Raw genomic sequence first — 17355 nt, 5'->3', positions numbered from 1 at the left:
CGTGCCGGCAGCGGACCTTCCGCCGGGGGTGTCGTTGTAAAGTGCGATGAGTTTGGGTCGAGCTCCGTCGGCACGCTCTGCTCCGCTCCCTCTCCCGCTTGCGGGAGAGGGCGGGGGAGAGGGTGTTTCCGCTGGAAAGACTCCCCAAGAGGATAGAGCCCTCACCCGGCGCTTCGCGCCGACCTCTCCCGCAAGCGGGAGAGGTGCGCCGAGCCCGAGGCTCGAGCTGTCCAAGCCACTTCGCGACTGAGGTCCGAATAAATATGTATCAGTGGGACTTCGGCATCCTCTGGAGCTATCGCTGGCTCTTTCTCAACGGGCTCGGCGTTACCGTCGGCTTCACCATCGTCATCGTGGTTTGCGGGCTGCTGTTCGGCCTGCTCGGCGCCTTCGGAAGCCTGTCGCGCTTCAAGGCGTTGCGCCTGCTCGCGCTCACCTTCATCGAGGCGTTCCGCTGCACGCCGATCCTGGTGCAGCTGATCTGGTTCTATTACGCGCTGCCGATCCTCGCCGGTGTCGAGATGACACCGATCACGGCTTCCGCGCTGGCGCTTTCGCTTTATGGCGGCTCGTTCTATTCGGAGATCATCCGCGGCGGCATCGTCTCGATCGACAAGGGCCAGTCGGAAGCCGGCGCCGCGCTCGGCATGACTCCGAGCCAGAGCATGCGGCGCATCGTGCTGCCGCAGGCGATCAAGCGCATGATTCCGGCGCTGATGAACCAGTCGATCATCCAGTTCAAGAACACCTCGCTGGTCTCGGTGCTGGCGGTGCCGGACTTGGTCTATCAGAGCCAGGTCGCGGCCCATGACAGCTACCGGCCGCTGGAAACCTACACCGCGGTTGCGGTCGCCTATGCGGCGATCCTGATTCCGCTCACCATCCTCGTTCGCCGCGGCGAGAAGCGATTGGCGGTCGGCGAATGAGCGAGATACCGAAAATCGAGATCCGGTCCTTGCGCAAGAGCTTCGGCAGCAACGAGGTTCTGAAGAACATCAATCTCGATGTCGCCAAGGGCGGTGTGGTCGCGCTGATCGGCCCGTCGGGTTCCGGCAAGTCGACCCTGCTCCGCTGCATCAATCTGCTGGTCGTGCCCGACGGCGGCAGCGTCCGCGTCGGCGACACAAGCTTTGCATTTGGCGACGGAGCGAAGCTTCCTGATGTGAAGGCGCTGGCGAAATTCCGCGCCACCACCGGCATGGTGTTCCAGCACTTCAACCTGTTCCCGCACATGACGGCGCTGCAGAACGTGATGGAAGGACCGGTCACCGTGCGGCGCATGCCCAAGGCGGTCGCCGAGACGCTCGCGCGCGCGCAGCTCGCCAAGGTGGGACTGGCCGAGAAGGCCGACCAATACCCTGCGACGCTCTCCGGTGGGCAGAAGCAGCGCGTCGCGATCGCGCGAGCGCTCGCCATGGAGCCTGACGTGATGCTGTTCGACGAAGCGACCTCGGCGCTCGATCCTGAACTGGTCGGCGAAGTCCTGAACGTGATCCAGCAGCTGGCATCCGAAGGCATGACCATGTTGATCGTGACCCACGAGATCGCCTTTGCCCGCGAGGTCGCCGACCGCCTGATCTTCATGCGCGACGGAATCGTGGTTGAGGAAGGTCCGGCGCGGCAGGTGATCGACAGTCCCAAGGAAAGCGCGACACGTGCCTTCCTCAGCCATTTCCACCGCACCGGCGCGCTGCCGCCGGCCAACGCGACAACGTGATGCCTGATATCAACCGCGTCTATCTCGTCACCGGTGCCGCCAGCGGCATCGGCCGTGCCACCGCAAAGCTGCTCGCCGCACCCGGCACCGCTCTGCTGCTCCACACGCGCGCGAACGCGGAAGGCCTCGACACCACCGCCGCCGAAGTCGAAGCCAAAGGTGCCGTCTTCGCAAAGTGCCTCGGCGATCTCGCCGAGGACGCGGCTGCACGGGCAGCCGTCGCTGCGGCACAGGCTGCCTTTGGCCGGCTCGACGGGCTGGTTCTCGTCGGCGGCCATGCCCGCCGCGGCAGCGTTATCGGCACACCAGCGGATGAGTTTCGCAGGGCGATGGATGAATCCGCGCTGGCGTTCACGCGGCTGGTCGATGCCGCACTGCCGCTGCTGCGCGCAGGACGCGATGCGCGGATCGTGGCGGTGTCTTCCTTCGTCGCGCACGCGATCCGGCCCGAATTCGCGCCCTTCGCAGCGACGGCCGCCAGCCGCTCTGCACTGGAGGCGCTGGTACGCCTCACCGCGATCGAGCTCGCGAAAGACGGCATCACCGTCAATGCGGTGTCGCCGGGCCTGATCGTCAAGGACAGACCGGGCGAGAGCCGCCTCTCGCCGGAGCAGATCGCCGCCACCGAGGCCTTGATTCCGATGGCCCGCCGCGGCCGTCCCGAGGAAGTCGCAGAAATCATCGCCTTCCTGGCGTCACCGAAGGCGTCGTACGTCACCGGCCAGGTCTGGCACGTCAATGGAGGCCTGACATGACCGAAGCAACCGTCGAACGTCTCAGGCTGTTCCTGATCGAAAGCCCGATCAGGATGGCGCGCCTGCAAGGCGTCGGCAACGTCAAGGGCACCGTGAAGCGCGTGCTGATCGAGCTCACGTCAAGCGACGGCGTGGTCGGCTGGGGCGAAGCGGCGCCGTGGGAGGTCTTTACGGGAACGCCGGAAGCAGCCTTTTCGGCGCTCGATATCTACTTAAGGCCGATCGTGCTCGGCAAGCCGGTGCGGCGTATTCGCGCGCTGATGGCCGAGCTCGACCGCGCGCTGGTCGGCCATGCCGAGGCCAAAGTCGCGATCGAGATGGCGCTGCTCGACATCGTCGGCAAATCGTCGGGCCTCTCCGTCGCCGACCTCCTGGGCGGCCGCGTGCGCGACACCATCCCCCTTTCCTTCTCGATCGCCGATCCCGATTTCGCCGCCGATCTCGAGCGCATGCGCAAGATGGTTCCGGATGGCAACGTTATCTACAAGGTCAAGACCGGCGTGAAACCGCATCGCGAGGATCTCGACCACCTCGCGGCGATCCGGAAGGAATTCGACGACAAGGTCGATCTGCGCGTCGACTACAACCAGGCGCTGGCGCCCTTTGGCGCCATCAAGATGCTGCGCGACGTCGAAGAGTTCGCGCCGACCTTCATCGAGCAGCCGGTGCCGCGCAAATATCTCGATGTGATGGCGCAGCTCACCGCGGCGCTGGAGACGCCGGTGCTCGCGGACGAGAGCTGCTTCGACCGCCGCGACATGATGGAGGTGGTGCGCCGCGAGGCCGCCGACGCGGTCTCGATCAAGCTGATGAAGGCCGGCGGCCTGTTCGAGGCCCAGGCGATCATGGCGATTGCCGATATTGCCGGCCTGCCTGGCTATGGCGGCACACTGTGGGAGGGCGGCATCGGGCTGGCCGCCGGCACCCAGCTGATCGCGGCAACACCGGGCATCTCGCTCGGCTGCGAATTCTACATGCCACATCACGTGCTCACCGAGGACGTGCTGGAAGAACGCGTCGCCAACCACGCAGGCCACGTGGTCGTGCCTGACGGCCCGGGCCTCGGCATCCGCGTCAGCGAAGCCTCGGTCCGCGCCAACGCAAGAGTGCTGGCGGAGGCGTAAGGGCACCGCCACGACCACAAGCTCTGTCGTCGTCCCGGGGCGCGCAAAGCGCGAGCCTGGGCGCTTGTCCGGGACGACGAGCGTGTATGCAGTTGGCAACCTTCCCCTTGCTAACGCCCTATCGTATGGTCGCTCCAAACAAAGCCCGCTCCCATCGGGCCGTCCGGAAACGCATATGCCCGAACCCGCCTGGTCGCTGCACTCCCGCCTGAAAGAGGACACGATCGACATTGGCGATCTGCCGCTGTCGAAGGTGCTGGTCATCAAGGACGCCCATTACCCCTGGCTGCTGCTGGTGCCGCGACGACCCGATGCGGTCGAGATCATCGATCTCGACGAGGTGCAGCAGGCGCAGCTGATGACCGAGATCTCCCGCGTTTCGCGCGCGCTGAAAGAGATCACCAAATGCGACAAGCTCAACGTCGCAGCTCTCGGCAACCTCGTGCCGCAGCTGCACGTCCACATCATCGCACGCCGAACCAGCGACGCGGCCTGGCCGCGGCCGGTGTGGGGCGTGATGCAGCCGCTGGCGCACGACGCCACTGAAGTGCAGAATTTCATCAGCGCGCTTCGCCGCAAGATCTGGTTAGGTTGAAAGAACGAGAAATGTCAGCATTCGATGCGTTTCCGCTGGGGCAGCCGGCCTTCGTCACCAACATTCTCGACCGCGCCGCGCATCTGCGCCGCGACGACGAGAAGCTGTTCGCGCTGGAGCAGAAGCCGTCATCGCGCGCTTACGTCGTCCATCGCGACTCGCTGCTGGTGAAGCGCGAGGGCGACAAGGTGCGCGCGCTGCTCGGGATCGACGAGGCGCTGAAATGCGGCGCAAATCCAGGCACGATCTTTCTGGGCCTGCGCGATGGCGCGGCCGTGTTCGGCATGGGGATGTCGCAGGCGGCGGCCGAGAAGCTGGTGGGGCGCGAGGACTACACCACAACCGAGCTGCGCGGCATGGCGATGCAGGGCGCGATCCCGCCCGAGGAGCTTTCGGCGGTCGCGATGGCGAAGTCGATGGTGAGCTGGCATCAGCGCCACGGCTATTGCGCCAATTGCGGTGCGCGCAGCGCGATGAAGGAAGGCGGCTGGAAGCGCGACTGCCCGGCTTGCAAGGCCGAGCATTTTCCGCGCACCGACCCCGTCGTGATCATGCTGGTGGCGTCCGGCGACAAATGCCTGCTTGGCCGGCAGAAGCAGTTTCCGGCAGGGATGTATTCCTGCCTCGCCGGCTTCGTCGAGGCGGCCGAGACCATCGAGGACGCGGTACGCCGCGAGATCTTCGAAGAGTCCGGCATTCGTTGCACCGACGTGCAGTATTACATGACCCAGCCCTGGCCCTATCCGTCGTCGCTGATGATCGGCTGCAGCGCGCGAGCGCTGAACGACGACATCATCGTCGATCGCATGGAGCTGGAAGACGCGCGCTGGTTCACGCGCGATGAGGCGGCCAAGATGCTGACGCGGACGCATCCGGACGGGCTTGCCGGGCCGCATCCGTTCGCCATCGCTCATCATCTGCTCGGCCGCTGGGTGCACGACAAGAGCAGTTGAGTCGAACGACGATGGCCGGCACCGCGCCGCGCATCCTTTGCATCGGCATGCCGGTGCGCGACGTAATCCTGCGGGTCGAGGCACTGCCCGAACGTGGCAGCAAGGCGAACGCCAGCCATCTCGCCGAGGTTTGCGGCGGCAACGCGCTGAACGCCGCCATCGCGATGGGGCGACTTGGCGGCCGCATCGCGTTCGCAGGTCCCATGGGCGATGCGCGTGAGACGTCGAGCGCTTTCATTCTGGCGCAGATGGCGCAGGAGGGCATCGACACCACGCACATCGTGCGCATGCCTGGCCTGAGCACGCCGGTCTCGGCGATCATGATCGAGCCCTCCGGCGAGCGGACGCTCACCATCTATCGCGATCCCGCGCTGTGGACCGTGATGCTGCCCGAGGCCGGTGCATTGCTCGCCGATTGCCAGGCGGTGCTCGTCGAAAGCCGCTGCGCGGGGTTCGCGACCTCGCTTTGCGCCGAGGCCCGCCGGCGCGGCATTCCCGTCATCGTCGGCGTCGACCGCGCCATGGCGCTGCAGGACGGCCTGCTCACGGCCGCCTCGCATCTGCTTTTCGCCAGCGCGCAGCTGCAGGAGACCGCTGGCATCGCTGACGACGGCGCGGCCTTGAAGCGCCTGGCGGAGTTGACTCCGGCCGTCCTCGCGGCCACCCGGGGCCCGCGCGGCACGATCTGGCTGAACCAGGCGGGCGCGCTGGAGGAGGTGCCGGCGTTCCCGGTCCAGGCGGTCGATACGCTCGGCGCCGGCGACGTCTTCCATGGCGCATTCGCGCTCGGCCTCGCCGAGGGCAAGGGGGTGGGGGAGGCGATGCGATTCGCCGCGGCCGCCGCAGCGCTGAAATGCACCCGCCATGGCGGCGGCTTTGCCGCCCCGCAACGCCTTGACGTTGAAGAGTTTTTGCGGGGCCGCCGGTAGAGCTATTCCACCGCCGCGCCGGGATTCTGGGCTTGCGGTGGAATGATTTTCTCTATATGACGGAAATTGACCCCGGAAATGGAACAAAGTTCTTCAGATGACTGATGCCGCCGTCCAGCTCCCCGAGACCAGCCGCCGCCTCGACGCCATCGACCGTAAGATCCTGATGGTCCTTCAGGAGGATGCCTCTCTCTCGGTGGCCGAGATCGGCGACCGCGTCGGCCTGTCCTCGACCCCCTGCTGGAAGCGTATCCAGCGGCTGGAGGCCGACGGCGTGATCATCAAGCGCGTCGCCCTCGTCGACCAGAACAAGATCGGGCTCGGCATCTCCGTGTTCGTGTCGGTCGAGAGCTCCGACCATTCCGATTCCTGGCTGAAGAAGTTCGCCGAAGCCGTCAGCGCCATGCCGGAGGTAATGGAGTTCTATCGCATGGCAGGCGACGTCGACTACATGCTGCGCGTCGTGGTCGCGGACATGCAGGCCTATGACGTGTTCTACAAGAAGCTGATCAGCGCGGTGCCGCTAAAGAACGTCACCTCGCGCTTCGCGATGGAGAAGATCAAGTCCGTTACCGCGTTGCCGATTCCCGCAGTGGTGACGGCCTGACGCCGATTACCCCCCTCGACCGAAAACGCTTCAAGCCGGCTGAAACACCGGAAGGGTGACGCTGACGCGCGTGCCGCCGCCCGGCGCCGCGTCGATCGCGATCGTCCCGCCATGGGCCTCGACCAGGCTGCGAACAACGGCGAGACCAAGACCGGCGCCGCCGGTTGCGCGATTGCGCGACTTCTCCAGCCGGTGGAACGGCTCGAGCACGGTCTGACGCTGATCGGCGGGAATTCCGGGACCCTCGTCGCCGATCGACACCACGACGGCACCGTCCTTGAGGGCCGTGCGCACATGCGCGGCATGGCCATAGGCGAGCGCGTTGTCGATGATGTTGGCGAAGACCCGCCTCAAAGCGAGTTGGTCGCCGAGCACGACGACGTCGCGCGCTCGCTCGTCCGTGACCAGATCGACCGCCGCTCCCTGGGCATGCCGGTCGTTCACCTCAGCGGCCACCAGCGCGGCGAGTTCGACCATCTCCTGTGACAGTCCGCCGGCACCCGCCCGCGTCGACAGCAGCGCGTCATCGAGCAGGCGGATCATGTCGTCGATGTCGGCGACCGCCCGCTGCCGCTCGGCGTCGTCGGGAATGTGCTCGACGCGCAGCCGCAACCGTGTCGCAAAAGTCCGGACGTCGTGGGCGATGCCGCCAACCAGCGTCATGCGCGCACGCAGCATTTCGGCAAGCCTCCCCTGCAAGCGGTTGAACGCAGCGATGACGGCGCGGATCTCCGGCGCACTGCGACGCGCATCCGGCAGCGGCGGCGGATCGGCCGACAGATCGACACGATCGACGGCGGCGGCGAGCCGCGCCAGCGGCCGCGTCTCGCGCTGCATGACCAGCAGCGCCAGCAGGGCCACGATCGAGCCGAACAGGCCTGCGCCGAAACCCACGGGCAGCCCGAACTGGGTCACCGGCAGGCGGGTATAGGCGTCGATGACCAGCAGATCGCCGCTGCGCAGGCCGATGCGGAATTCGATCGCGTTGGCCATCAGCCGCGCGAGGCGGGGAAACAGCCGGCTGCCCCGATGATCCGACGGCGGCACGATCTCGACGGGGCGGCCCGCGAGGCCCGCCGCATAGGTCTCGCGCAGTTCCTGCTGATCCGGCGGCGTCTCGCCGCCGACCGGCGTGCCCGACGGCACGATCCGCACGGTGAACTGCGGCGAAGACACCGCGTCGAGCACGGCCTGCCGCGAACCCGCATCCGTTCGCTCCAGGAGCGCGGCCAGCGCATCGAGACGCGCGGGCGAAGGCCGGGTCAGCTCATTCTCGCGGAGGGTCGTCCGGTAGAAGATCGCGACGACCACGGTGGTCACCAGGGTAATCCCCACCAGTCCGATCAGGGCGAGCCGCGCGGCAAGCGTCACGCGCAGCATCACGACACCTGCTTGACGGTCGCGGTGAACAGATAGCCGCCGTTGCGCACCGTCGTGATCAGGTTGGAGCCGGGACTTGCACCGTCGAGCTTGCGGCGCAGCCGCGAGATCAGCATGTCGACCGTGCGGTCGAACGGCTCCGCCGAGCGGCCGCGGGTCCAGTCGAGGATCTGGTCGCGCGTGAGCACCCTTCGCGGCCGCTGCACGAAGCAGCCGAGCAGATCGAACTCGGCGCTGGTCAATTGCAGCTCAGGCGCCTCGTCCTCGGTCGTCTCGACACTGCGCGCGTCGAGATCGATCACGAAACGGTCGAAGGCATAACGCCGGACCAGCGGCTTGGCCGGAGCTCCGTTGGCCCTGCGCAGGATGGCGCGAACCCGCGCCAGGAGCTCGCGCGGCCCGAACGGCTTCGTCAGATAATCGTCCGCGCCCATCTCGAGGCCGACGACGCGATCGATCTCGTCGCTTTTGGCGGTCAGCATCAGGATCGGCAGGGAATCGTCGGCGCGCAGGCGGCGGCAGATCGACAGCCCGTCCTCGCCCGGCAGCATCAGATCGAGGATGACGAGATCGGGCCGCAGGCGCTGGAGAATCGAATCCATGGCCTTGCCGTCGGCGACACAGGCGATCTCGAACCCCTCTCGCCGCATGAAATCGGCAACGAGGCGGCTGATCTCGGGATCGTCCTCCACCATGAGGATCGTGGCCGAATGCGCGTTCATCGCCCGCATTTTGGACAACCGCGCCTGCCGCGCAAGGGCTGCGGCACCGTTGTTACATGGTGTTACACGGGGCCGACAAAGCCCCAACAATCGTTTCGTTTCGGCGATGCGGCGCACATGCGACAGCCCCAGTCTCCTCCCCACGGCTCCCGCTCACGGCAGCCCCCAACAAGGAGACGACGACCATGACCAAGCCTTTCCTCACCTCCCTCGTCATCGGCGCCCTGTCGGTTGCTGCGGCGGCCGACGCCATTGCCTGGACGCGGACGGGGACGGCGACCGGGCCGCGCGGCACCTCGCACGTCACCGCGACGGGAAGCTGCGCCAACGGCAGCTGCACGCGCAACGTGACGCGCACCGGTCCCGCCGGCAACACCTACACCCGCACCGGCACGGTTTCGCGCTGACGCAACGCAGCCGTCGCCGCGTCAGCCCCGCGCGGCGACGGCCGACCTCATCCAATCAGAAAGGATCCGCGCCGTGCCCTCGATTTTCCGTTCTCTGCCGCAAGCCGCAACCATCGTCGTCCTCGGCCTTGCAACCTCGACCCCCGTGCTCGCCCAGACGCAATTGCAGACGCAGATCACGCCGCAGATGCGCAGCGAAGCAAGGGCCATCATGCAGGCGTGTCGCGCCGACCTCGACCGCCTGTGCAGCAGCATTGCACCCGGTGGCGGGCGCATCATCGCCTGCCTGCAATCCCATGCCGGCCAGCTCTCCTCGTCCTGTGCGCAAGCCCTGCCGCGGGCGCAGGCGCTGCGGGACAATGCCGTCAGTGCCGGCGCGGTGCCGAAATAGGAGAATGACGTGGGCTACGCTTCACTCCTGCTCGACCCGATGCTCAGGCAACTGATCCTCGCAACCGCGCTCGGCCTCATGCTGCTCGAATACGGCATCGGACGGCTTGCGCATCGCGACACCCACGACTGGCGCGAAAGCGCCGCCTCGCTCGGCGTTGCGCTGGGACAGAGCCTGCTCCGCGCCATCGAGGCCGGCCTCGTCGCCGTGCCGTTCGCGTTCCTGTACGAGCACCGGCTGTTCGACTTCACGCAGACCGCCCCGCCTGCGCTCGCGGGATTATTCCTGGGCAGCGAGTTCCTGTATTATTGGCAGCATCGGGGCTCGCATCGCATTCGCTGGATGTGGGCGACACATGCGGTGCATCACTCGACGACGCGGCTGAACTTGACTGCGGCGATCCGGCTCGGTTGGACCGGCAACATCTCGGGCAATTTCCTGTTCTTCCTGCCGCTTGCGCTGATCGGATTTCATCCGATCGCGATCGTGGCAATGCTCGGGATCAACCTGCTCTATCAATTCTTCATCCACAGCCAGTTCGGGCCGAAGCTCGGTGTCCTGGAATGGGTGCTCAACACGCCGAGCCACCATCGCGTGCACCATGCCTGCAACGAGACGTGCCTCGACAAGAACTACGGCGGCATCCTGATCGTGTTCGACCGCCTGTTCGGGACCTTTGCCGAACATCCCTCCGACCAGCCGCTCCGGTTCGGCCTCGTCGGCGGCGTGCAATCCTTCAACCCGATCCGGATTGCGCTCGGCGAATGGATCCCGATGCTGGGCGACGCCTGGAAGGCACGGGGAGCGGGCGCGAAGCTCCGCACCCTGTTCGGCCCACCCGGAGGCTGAGCGCGTTAGAGCATGATCCGGAAAAGTGCGAAGCGGTTTTCCGGAAAGATCATGCGCAAACAACAACCTAAAGCGCGATGACGATTCATCCAAATCTCATCGCGCTTTAGCGCTCAGATCTTCTGATTGTACTCGCCGACTTCGGGATGCGTGCGCAGCACGCTGTTCACCATCTCGAACATGTCGTGCATGCGCTGCTCGGAGACCGGGCTCTCGACCACGACGACGAGCTCGGGCTTGTTGGAGGAGGCGCGCACCAAGCCCCAGCTGCCATCCTCGACCGTGACACGCACGCCGTTAACGGTGACGAGATCTCGGATCGCCTGGCCCCCGATCTTCGCGCCTTTGGCCTGCAGGCTTTCGAAGTGCTTCACCACCTGGTCGATGACGCCGTATTTGGTCTCGTCGGCGCAGTGCGGTGACATGGTCGGCGACGACCAGGTTTTCGGCAGCGCATTCTTCAGGTCGGCCATCGACTTGCCGGGCGCACGGTCGAGCATGTCGCAGATCGCGATTGCCGAAACCAGGCCGTCGTCATAGCCGCGGCCATAGGGCTTGTTGAAGAAAAAGTGGCCCGACTTCTCGAAGCCGGCGAGCGCGCCGGTCTCGTTGGTGCGGCGCTTCATGTAGGAATGGCCGGTCTTCCAATAGGCGGTCTTGGCGCCCTGCTTCTGCAGCACGGGATCGGTGATGAACAGGCCGGTCGATTTCACGTCGACGATGAACTGCGCGTCCTTGTGGATCGCCGACATGTCGCGCGCCAGCATCACGCCGACCTTGTCGGCAAAGATTTCCTCGCCGGTGTTGTCGACGACGCCGCAGCGGTCGCCGTCGCCGTCGAAGCCGAGGCCGACATCGGCCTTGTGATGCAGCACCGCATCGCGGATCGCGTGCAGCATCTCCATGTCCTCGGGGTTCGGATTGTATTTCGGGAAGGTGTGGTCGAGCTCGGTGTCGAGCGGGATCACCTCGCAGCCGATCGCCTCCAGCACCTGCGGGGCGAACGCGCCGGCGGTGCCGTTGCCGCAGGCCGCGACGACCTTGAGCTTGCGCGTCAGTTTCGGACGGGATGTGAGGTCGGCGATGTAGCGCGCCGGATAATTCTCGTGGAATTGATAGGAGCCGCCTTCCTTGTTCTTGAACTCGGCGTTCAGGACGATCTCCTTCAGCCGCGTCATCTCGTCCGGACCGAAGGTGAGCGGACGGTTGGCGCCCATCTTCACGCCGGTCCAGCCATTGTCGTTGTGCGAGGCCGTGACCATGGCAACAGCGGGCACGTCGAGATCGAACTGCGCGAAATACGCCATCGGCGTCACCGCGAGGCCGATGTCGTGCACCTTGCAGCCCGCCGCCATCAGGCCGGAGATCAGCGCATACTTGATCGAGGCCGAATAGCCGCGGAAATCGTGGCCGGTGACGATCTCCTGCTTGACGCCGAGCTCGGCGATCAGCGCGCCCAGCCCCATGCCGAGCGCCTGCACACCCATCAGGTTGATTTCCTTCTGGAACAACCAGCGCGCGTCGTACTCGCGAAAGCCCGTCGGCTTCACCATCGGCTCGGATTCGAAGGCGTAAGTGTTGGGCAACAAGACGGATTTCGGCTTCGGGAACATGGAAACGGTCTCGTCAAAAGAGCGGGAATTGATGCAGCCTTAGCGAATGCCGGGCCGCAGCGGAAGGCGGGAATGAAGGCTTATGGCCGATAATTGCGGCAGTTTGGTAACGAAGAAACGTTACCGTGGGGGCGGTCAGGGCAAAGATATCTTCCTGATCTGACGGTCGTGCGGGCCGATGAGAGCGGCCTATTGCTCCAGCACCATCTGGCCGTTGGAATACTCGAAACGCTTCAGGCGGGACAGGAAGGAGAGGCCGAGGAGGTTCTCCGAGAGCGCCGCATCCGGCAGCACCATGGCATCGACGTCGCGCACGATGAGGCCGCCGACCTCCAACATGGCGATGCGGGTGCGCGCGGCCTTGATGGTGCCGTTGGCGGTCGTGACGGTCGCATTGTACTCGCTGCGCGACGGACGGAGCCCGAATCGCGCGGCCGAGGTCTCGTTCAGCGCGACCACGGACGCGCCGGTATCGACCATGAAGCCCATGCGCTGGCCGTCGATCCGCCCCTCGGTCTGAAAATGACCGCGGCCGTCGCGCGGGATGCTGAGGCTGCGGCCACCCGCCGGTGCAGGGGTCGCGACCGCGACAGTGGTGCGAGGCGCCGAGGTTGCCGAAGCAGAGCTCATCTTGTCCGCCATCTGCGCCATGAAGGTGCCGAGGCCGATCATGATGGCCGCTAAGATCATTATGTTACGCATCACACCACATCCGGGCCGAAAGCCCGATTTCACCACGCGCCACGCCCGTCCGCGAGCGGAGCCAGGCCGGAGCCGATGTCATTTTGACGAAAAGGATGAGCGGATGGTTAACGGGCCGCCCGTGTTCTCACGTTCCGCGCGGCTTCGCCCGCCTCGTCGGCAATGCGATGGCGGGATCGTCGGGCCAGGGATGGCGCGGATAGCGGCCGCGCAGGTCGGAGCGCACGGCGGCGTAGCTGCCGCGCCAGAAGCCGGGAAGGTCGCGCGTCACCTGCACCGGACGCTGCGCCGGCGACAGCAATTCCAGCACCAGAGGCACCTTGCCCGCGGCGATCGAGGGATGGGTGTTGAGGCCGAACAATTCCTGCAGCCGCACCGCGATGGTCGGCCCCTGCTCGGCCTCGTAGTCGATCGCCAGCACGCTTCCCGTAGGCGCCTCGAAATGCGTCGGCGCCTCGCGGTCGAGCCGCGCGCGCATCTCCCACGGCAACAGCGCCATCAGCGCGTCGGAGAGATCGCCGGCCGAGATGTCCTTCAGTGCGGTCTTGTCGTAGAGCGCGGGCACCAGCCAGTCGTCGCGCCGCGCGATCAGTCCGGCATCGGACAGATCCGGCCAGCTGTCGCCCTCGGCCTTGCGCAGGAACATGACACGGTCGCGCCACTGCTTGGCGGCCTTCGACCAGGGCAGCCGATCAAGTCCCGCCGCGATCAAGCCATCCGCAAGGATGCGCGCGGTGTCCTCGGATGGCGACACGGCGAGGGTCGCTTCGGACAGCGTGATCGCGTGCAGCACGCGCTTGCGCCGCGCCCGCAGCGCCATTGCGCCGCGGTCGAACGAGATCTCGTCGGCGGTCTCGATATGCTCGGCGAAATGGCTTTCGATCTCGTCCTGCGTGATTTGCGCCGCGAGCAGGACGCGTCCGCTCGCCGCGGTGCCGGTCATCTCGCCGATCGCAATATAGGGCGCGCGGGCGAGCGAGGAGGTCTGCTCAACGGACGCGCCACGGCCGTTCGCCAGCACGAAGCTGCCATTGCCCCGGTTGCGCGCGACCCGGTCAGGAAAGGCATAAGCGAGCATGAGGCCGGTCGAGAGATCCTCCGGCGGCCCGGGCTGCTCCGAGGCCGCCACCTGCGAGGCCCAGCGCCGCGCGAGATCGCGCGCGCTGGCCGCGCGCGGCGAGCGATCACGACGAAACTGGTCGCGCCGATGCTCGAGATCGACGCTGTCGCCGCCGAGGCCGCGCTCGGTGATGATGGCGGCGATCTCGGCGGCAGCCTCGCCTTCACCCGCGCGATGCGAATCCACGATCATGCGCGCCAGTCGCGGCGGCAGCGCCAGGGCACGCAGGCTCTTGCCTTCTGCGGTGATGCGGCCGTCGCCGTCGAGCGCGTTGAGCTCGGTCAGCAGGCTCTTTGCTTCCTTCCAGGCCGGCTGCGGCGGCGGATCGAGGAACGACAGTGCGGAAGGATCGGCGACGCCCCATTGGGCGAGATCGAGCACCAGCGACGACAGGTCGGCGCTGAGGATTTCAGGCTGGGTATAGGGCGCGAGCGAGGCCGTCTGCGGCTCGTCCCAGAGCCGGTAGCACACGCCCGGCTCGGTGCGGCCCGCGCGGCCGCGGCGCTGGTCCACCGCCGCGCGCGAGGCGCGCACGGTTTCGAGCCGCGTCAGCCCGATATCGGGCTCGTAGCGCGGCACGCGGGCAAGGCCGGAATCGACCACGATGCGCACGCCCTCGATGGTGAGCGAGGTCTCGGCGATCGAGGTCGCCAGCACCACTTTTCGCGAGCCCTTCGGCGCCGGCGCAATGGCACGGTCCTGCACGGCGGCATCGAGCGCGCCGAACAGCGGCACGATCTCGACGGAGGCGTCCTGCACGCGCTCGCCGAGGAAGTTCTGGGTGCGCCGGATTTCGGCGGCACCCGGCAGGAAGGCGAGCACCGAGCCGCTGTCGGCGCGCAGTGCAGAAGCGATCGCATCCGCCATCTGCCGCTCGATCGGCGCATCCGCCTTGCGGCCTAGATAGCGCGTCTCGACCGGAAAGGCGCGGCCCTCGCTCTCGACGACGGGCGCATCGCCGAGCAGCCTCGCCACGCGCGCGCCATCGAGCGTCGCCGACATCACGAGGATGCGCAGGTCCTCGCGCAGACCAGTTTGCGCATCGCGCGCCAGCGCGAGGCCCATGTCGGCATCGAGCGAGCGCTCGTGGAACTCGTCGAACAGGACGGCTGCAACACCCGACAGTTCGGGATCGTCGAGGACCTGCCGCGTGAAGATGCCTTCGGTCACCACCTCGATGCGTGTGGCGCGCGAGATCCTGGAGCCGAAGCGGACGCGATAGCCGACGGTGTCGCCGGTGCGCTCACCCAAGGATTTCGCCATGCGGTCGGCGCTGGCACGCGCAGCGATGCGGCGCGGCTCCAGCACGATGATCTTCTTGCCCTTGGCCCAGGACGCGTCCAGCAGCGCCAGCGGCACGCGCGTGGTCTTGCCGGCGCCGGGCGGTGCCACCAGAACGGCGGCATTGCTGGCCTCCAGCGTGCGCAAGAGATCGTCGAGCACGGCATCGATCGGGAGGGGCGTATCGAAGCTGCGGGGCAAGATCTATCCACTCGTCATGCCCGGGCTTGTCCCGGGCATCCACGTCATCGACCAGAAAACAGACGTGGATGGCCGGGACAAGCCCGGCCATGACGAATTTATGTGGAGCTGGGAACGATCAGCCCTGCACCGGCGGCCGACCGACGCTCTCATAGGTGAAGCCCGCGGCTTCCATGTCCTCGGGGCGGTAGATGTTTCGCAAGTCGACGACGACCGGCTGCGTCATGGTCGCCTTCAGCCGGTCGAGATCCAGCGCGCGGAACTGGACCCATTCGGTGACGATGACCAGCGCATCGGCGCCCTGCGCGCAGGCATAGGCGTCTTCGCAATAGGTGATGTCAGGCAGCTCGCCCTTGGCCTGCTCCATGCCGACGGGGTCGAACGCCTTCACCTTCGCGCCCATGTCGATCAGGCCTGTGACCAGCGGGATCGACGGCGCATCGCGCATGTCGTCGGTGTCGGGCTTGAAGGTGAGGCCGAGCACCGCGACGGTCTTGCCTCGCAGATTGCCGCCGAGCGCCTGGCTCACCTTGCGCGCCATCGCGCGCTTGCGGTTCTCGTTGACCGCGAGCACGGATTCGACGATGCGCAAGGAGACGTCGTAGTCCTGCGCGATCTTGATCAGCGCCTTGGTGTCCTTCGGGAAGCAGGAGCCGCCGAAGCCGGGACCGGCATGCAGGAACTTGGTGCCGATGCGGTTGTCGAGGCCGATGCCGCGCGCGACCTCCTGAACATTGGCGCCGGCCTTCTCGGAGAGATCGGCGATCTCGTTGATGAAGGTGATCTTGGTCGCGAGGAACGCGTTGGCGGCGTACTTGATCATCTCGGCGGTGCGGCGCGCCGTGAACATCAGCGGCGCCTGGTTCAGCGACAGCGGGCGATAGAGGTCGCTCATCACCTTGCGACCGCGCTCGTCGGAAGTACCGACCACGATGCGATCAGGGAACTTGAAGTCGCGGATGGCCGCGCCTTCGCGCAGGAATTCGGGGTTGGAGGCAACCACGACGTCGGCGCTGGGATTGGTTTCGCGGATGATGCGCTCGACCTCGTCACCGGTGCCGACCGGAACGGTCGACTTCGTCACCACCACGGTGAAACCCTGCAGCGACTGCGCGATCTCCTTCGCAGCGGCGTAGACGTAGGAGAGATCGGCATGCCCGTCGCCGCGGCGCGAAGGCGTGCCGACCGCGATGAAAACGGCATCGGCATCGGCGACCGGCTTCTTCAGATCAGTCGTGAAGTCCAGCCGCTTGGCCCTGACATTGTTCGCAACCAGCTCGTCGAGGCCGGGCTCGTAGATCGGAATCTCGCCGCGGTGGAGCGCTGCGATCTTTTTCTCGTCCTTGTCGACGCAGGTGACGTCGTGGCCGAAATCCGCAAAGCAGGCGCCGGACACCAGTCCCACATAGCCCGTGCCGATCATCGCAATACGCATGAAAAGTCCCTGTCTTAGATTTGGTTAACGAAAATGAAACCCCGACGCGGGGCGGTTTAGCATTTTCCCGAGGGGAAGGAACAGTCCGCATGAAAAAAGGGCGGCACGGGACTTGAACCGGTAAAGAAGTCGGAAACCGTGGAGGCCCCACACTGCCCCACGCCCGCACAGGACGGGCGGAACACGCCTCGAAAAGAGACATGATGGCACCATCAGGCACAATCCCAGTCAGCGGAGGCGTTAACGCCAAAGCTGCCGCGCGTGTCGACTGGGTCGATTACGCCAAGGGCATCTGCATCATCATGGTCGTGATGATGCATTCGGTGCTGGGGGTCGAGCTTGCCGCTGGGCAGACCGGATTCATGCACGTGCTCGTAGCCTTCGCAAAGCCGTTCCGGATGCCGGATTTCTTCCTGATTTCGGGCCTGTTCCTGTCACTGGTGATCGATCGGGACTGGCGAACCTATCTCGACCGCAAGGTGGTGCACTTCGCCTATTTCTATGTCGTCTGGGTGACAATCCAGTTCGGCTTCAAGGCGCCGGCCTTCGCGGCGGAGACGAGCTGGGGCGCTGT

General features: G+C 66.1%; 18 protein-coding genes. 12 read left to right on the top strand and 6 right to left on the bottom strand.

Annotated features, from left to right (window positions below):
- Positions 1 to 263 precede the first annotated feature (263 nt).
- The 8 genes from JHD07_RS09120 (at position 264) to JHD07_RS09085 (ending at position 6680) form a co-directional block, all read left to right on the top strand.
- Positions 264 to 926: an amino acid ABC transporter permease gene (locus JHD07_RS09120; protein WP_291621230.1), complete on the top strand. Its 663-nt coding sequence runs from the start codon at positions 264 to 266 to the stop codon at positions 924 to 926.
- On the top strand, positions 923 to 1717 hold the full coding sequence (locus JHD07_RS09115; RefSeq protein WP_291621229.1) for an amino acid ABC transporter ATP-binding protein: 795 nt from the start codon (positions 923 to 925) through the stop codon (positions 1715 to 1717). Before JHD07_RS09120 ends, JHD07_RS09115 begins: the two co-directional genes overlap by 4 nt.
- On the top strand, positions 1717 to 2472 hold the full coding sequence (locus JHD07_RS09110) for an SDR family oxidoreductase (protein WP_291621227.1): 756 nt from the start codon (positions 1717 to 1719) through the stop codon (positions 2470 to 2472). Before JHD07_RS09115 ends, JHD07_RS09110 begins: the two co-directional genes overlap by 1 nt.
- Positions 2469 to 3596, top strand: coding sequence for a muconate cycloisomerase family protein (locus JHD07_RS09105; protein WP_291621225.1), 1128 nt, complete (start codon positions 2469 to 2471; stop codon positions 3594 to 3596). The genes JHD07_RS09110 and JHD07_RS09105 overlap by 4 nt, the downstream gene beginning before the upstream one ends.
- A gap of 175 nt (positions 3597 to 3771) precedes the next feature.
- On the top strand, positions 3772 to 4191 hold the full coding sequence (locus JHD07_RS09100) for an HIT family protein (RefSeq protein ID WP_061879605.1): 420 nt from the start codon (positions 3772 to 3774) through the stop codon (positions 4189 to 4191).
- A gap of 11 nt (positions 4192 to 4202) precedes the next feature.
- Complete coding sequence (gene nudC / locus JHD07_RS09095) at positions 4203 to 5144, top strand: NAD(+) diphosphatase (RefSeq protein ID WP_291621222.1); 942 nt, start codon at positions 4203 to 4205, stop codon at positions 5142 to 5144.
- Between the two features lie 11 nt (positions 5145 to 5155).
- Complete coding sequence (locus JHD07_RS09090; RefSeq protein ID WP_291621220.1) at positions 5156 to 6073, top strand: sugar kinase; 918 nt, start codon at positions 5156 to 5158, stop codon at positions 6071 to 6073.
- 97 nt (positions 6074 to 6170) lie between these two features.
- Entirely contained in the window at positions 6171 to 6680 is a 510-nt protein-coding gene (locus JHD07_RS09085; protein ID WP_291621218.1) for an Lrp/AsnC family transcriptional regulator, read from the top strand.
- Positions 6681 to 6710: 30 nt separating this feature from the next.
- On the opposite strand, the gene JHD07_RS09080 is transcribed toward JHD07_RS09085, so the two are convergent.
- Together JHD07_RS09080 and JHD07_RS09075 are read right to left on the bottom strand one after the other, a co-directional pair.
- A complete protein-coding gene (locus JHD07_RS09080; RefSeq protein ID WP_291621216.1) occupies positions 6711 to 8060 on the bottom strand; it encodes a HAMP domain-containing sensor histidine kinase in 1350 nt (449 codons plus the stop codon).
- Positions 8060 to 8782: a response regulator transcription factor gene (locus tag JHD07_RS09075; RefSeq protein ID WP_291621214.1), complete on the bottom strand. Its 723-nt coding sequence runs from the start codon at positions 8780 to 8782 to the stop codon at positions 8060 to 8062. Before JHD07_RS09075 ends, JHD07_RS09080 begins: the two co-directional genes overlap by 1 nt.
- A 185-nt stretch (positions 8783 to 8967) precedes the next feature.
- On the opposite strand from JHD07_RS09075, the gene JHD07_RS09070 reads away from it, so the two are divergent.
- The 3 genes from JHD07_RS09070 (at position 8968) to JHD07_RS09060 (ending at position 10429) form a co-directional block, all read left to right on the top strand.
- Positions 8968 to 9189 (top strand): hypothetical protein, encoded by a 222-nt coding sequence (locus JHD07_RS09070; RefSeq protein ID WP_291621212.1) that lies wholly within the window; start codon positions 8968 to 8970, stop codon positions 9187 to 9189.
- A 73-nt stretch (positions 9190 to 9262) separates the two neighbouring features.
- The gene (locus JHD07_RS09065; RefSeq protein ID WP_291621210.1) at positions 9263 to 9580 is read left to right on the top strand and encodes a cysteine rich repeat-containing protein; all 318 of its coding nucleotides are present in this window, start codon (positions 9263 to 9265) and stop codon (positions 9578 to 9580) included.
- 9 nt (positions 9581 to 9589) lie between these two features.
- Entirely contained in the window at positions 9590 to 10429 is an 840-nt protein-coding gene (locus JHD07_RS09060; RefSeq protein WP_291621208.1) for a sterol desaturase family protein, read from the top strand.
- Positions 10430 to 10542: 113 nt separating this feature from the next.
- On the opposite strand, the gene JHD07_RS09055 is transcribed toward JHD07_RS09060, so the two are convergent.
- The 4 genes from JHD07_RS09055 to JHD07_RS09040 form a co-directional block, all read right to left on the bottom strand.
- Positions 10543 to 12042 carry a phosphomannomutase/phosphoglucomutase gene (locus tag JHD07_RS09055; RefSeq protein WP_291621206.1) on the bottom strand — a complete coding sequence of 500 codons (1500 nt, stop codon included), beginning with the start codon at positions 12040 to 12042 and terminating at the stop codon, positions 10543 to 10545.
- A gap of 189 nt (positions 12043 to 12231) precedes the next feature.
- Positions 12232 to 12744 (bottom strand): TIGR02281 family clan AA aspartic protease, encoded by a 513-nt coding sequence (locus JHD07_RS09050; protein WP_291621205.1) that lies wholly within the window; start codon positions 12742 to 12744, stop codon positions 12232 to 12234.
- Positions 12745 to 12871: 127 nt separating this feature from the next.
- A complete protein-coding gene (hrpB, locus tag JHD07_RS09045) occupies positions 12872 to 15346 on the bottom strand; it encodes an ATP-dependent helicase HrpB (RefSeq protein ID WP_291621203.1) in 2475 nt (824 codons plus the stop codon).
- A 118-nt stretch (positions 15347 to 15464) separates the two neighbouring features.
- Positions 15465 to 16781, bottom strand: coding sequence for a UDP-glucose/GDP-mannose dehydrogenase family protein (locus JHD07_RS09040; protein WP_291621201.1), 1317 nt, complete (start codon positions 16779 to 16781; stop codon positions 15465 to 15467).
- A gap of 203 nt (positions 16782 to 16984) precedes the next feature.
- On the opposite strand from JHD07_RS09040, the gene JHD07_RS09035 reads away from it, so the two are divergent.
- On the top strand, positions 16985 to 17355 hold a 371-nt coding region (locus JHD07_RS09035; protein WP_291621200.1), incomplete at its 3' end, for an acyltransferase family protein.

This window comes from Bradyrhizobium sp., assembly GCF_016462955.1.
In the GTDB taxonomy this organism is placed as follows: Bacteria; Pseudomonadota; Alphaproteobacteria; order Rhizobiales; family Xanthobacteraceae; genus Bradyrhizobium.
The sequence above is the reverse complement of the archived record's forward strand: the minus strand, read 5'-3'. Positions and strand labels throughout refer to the sequence as shown.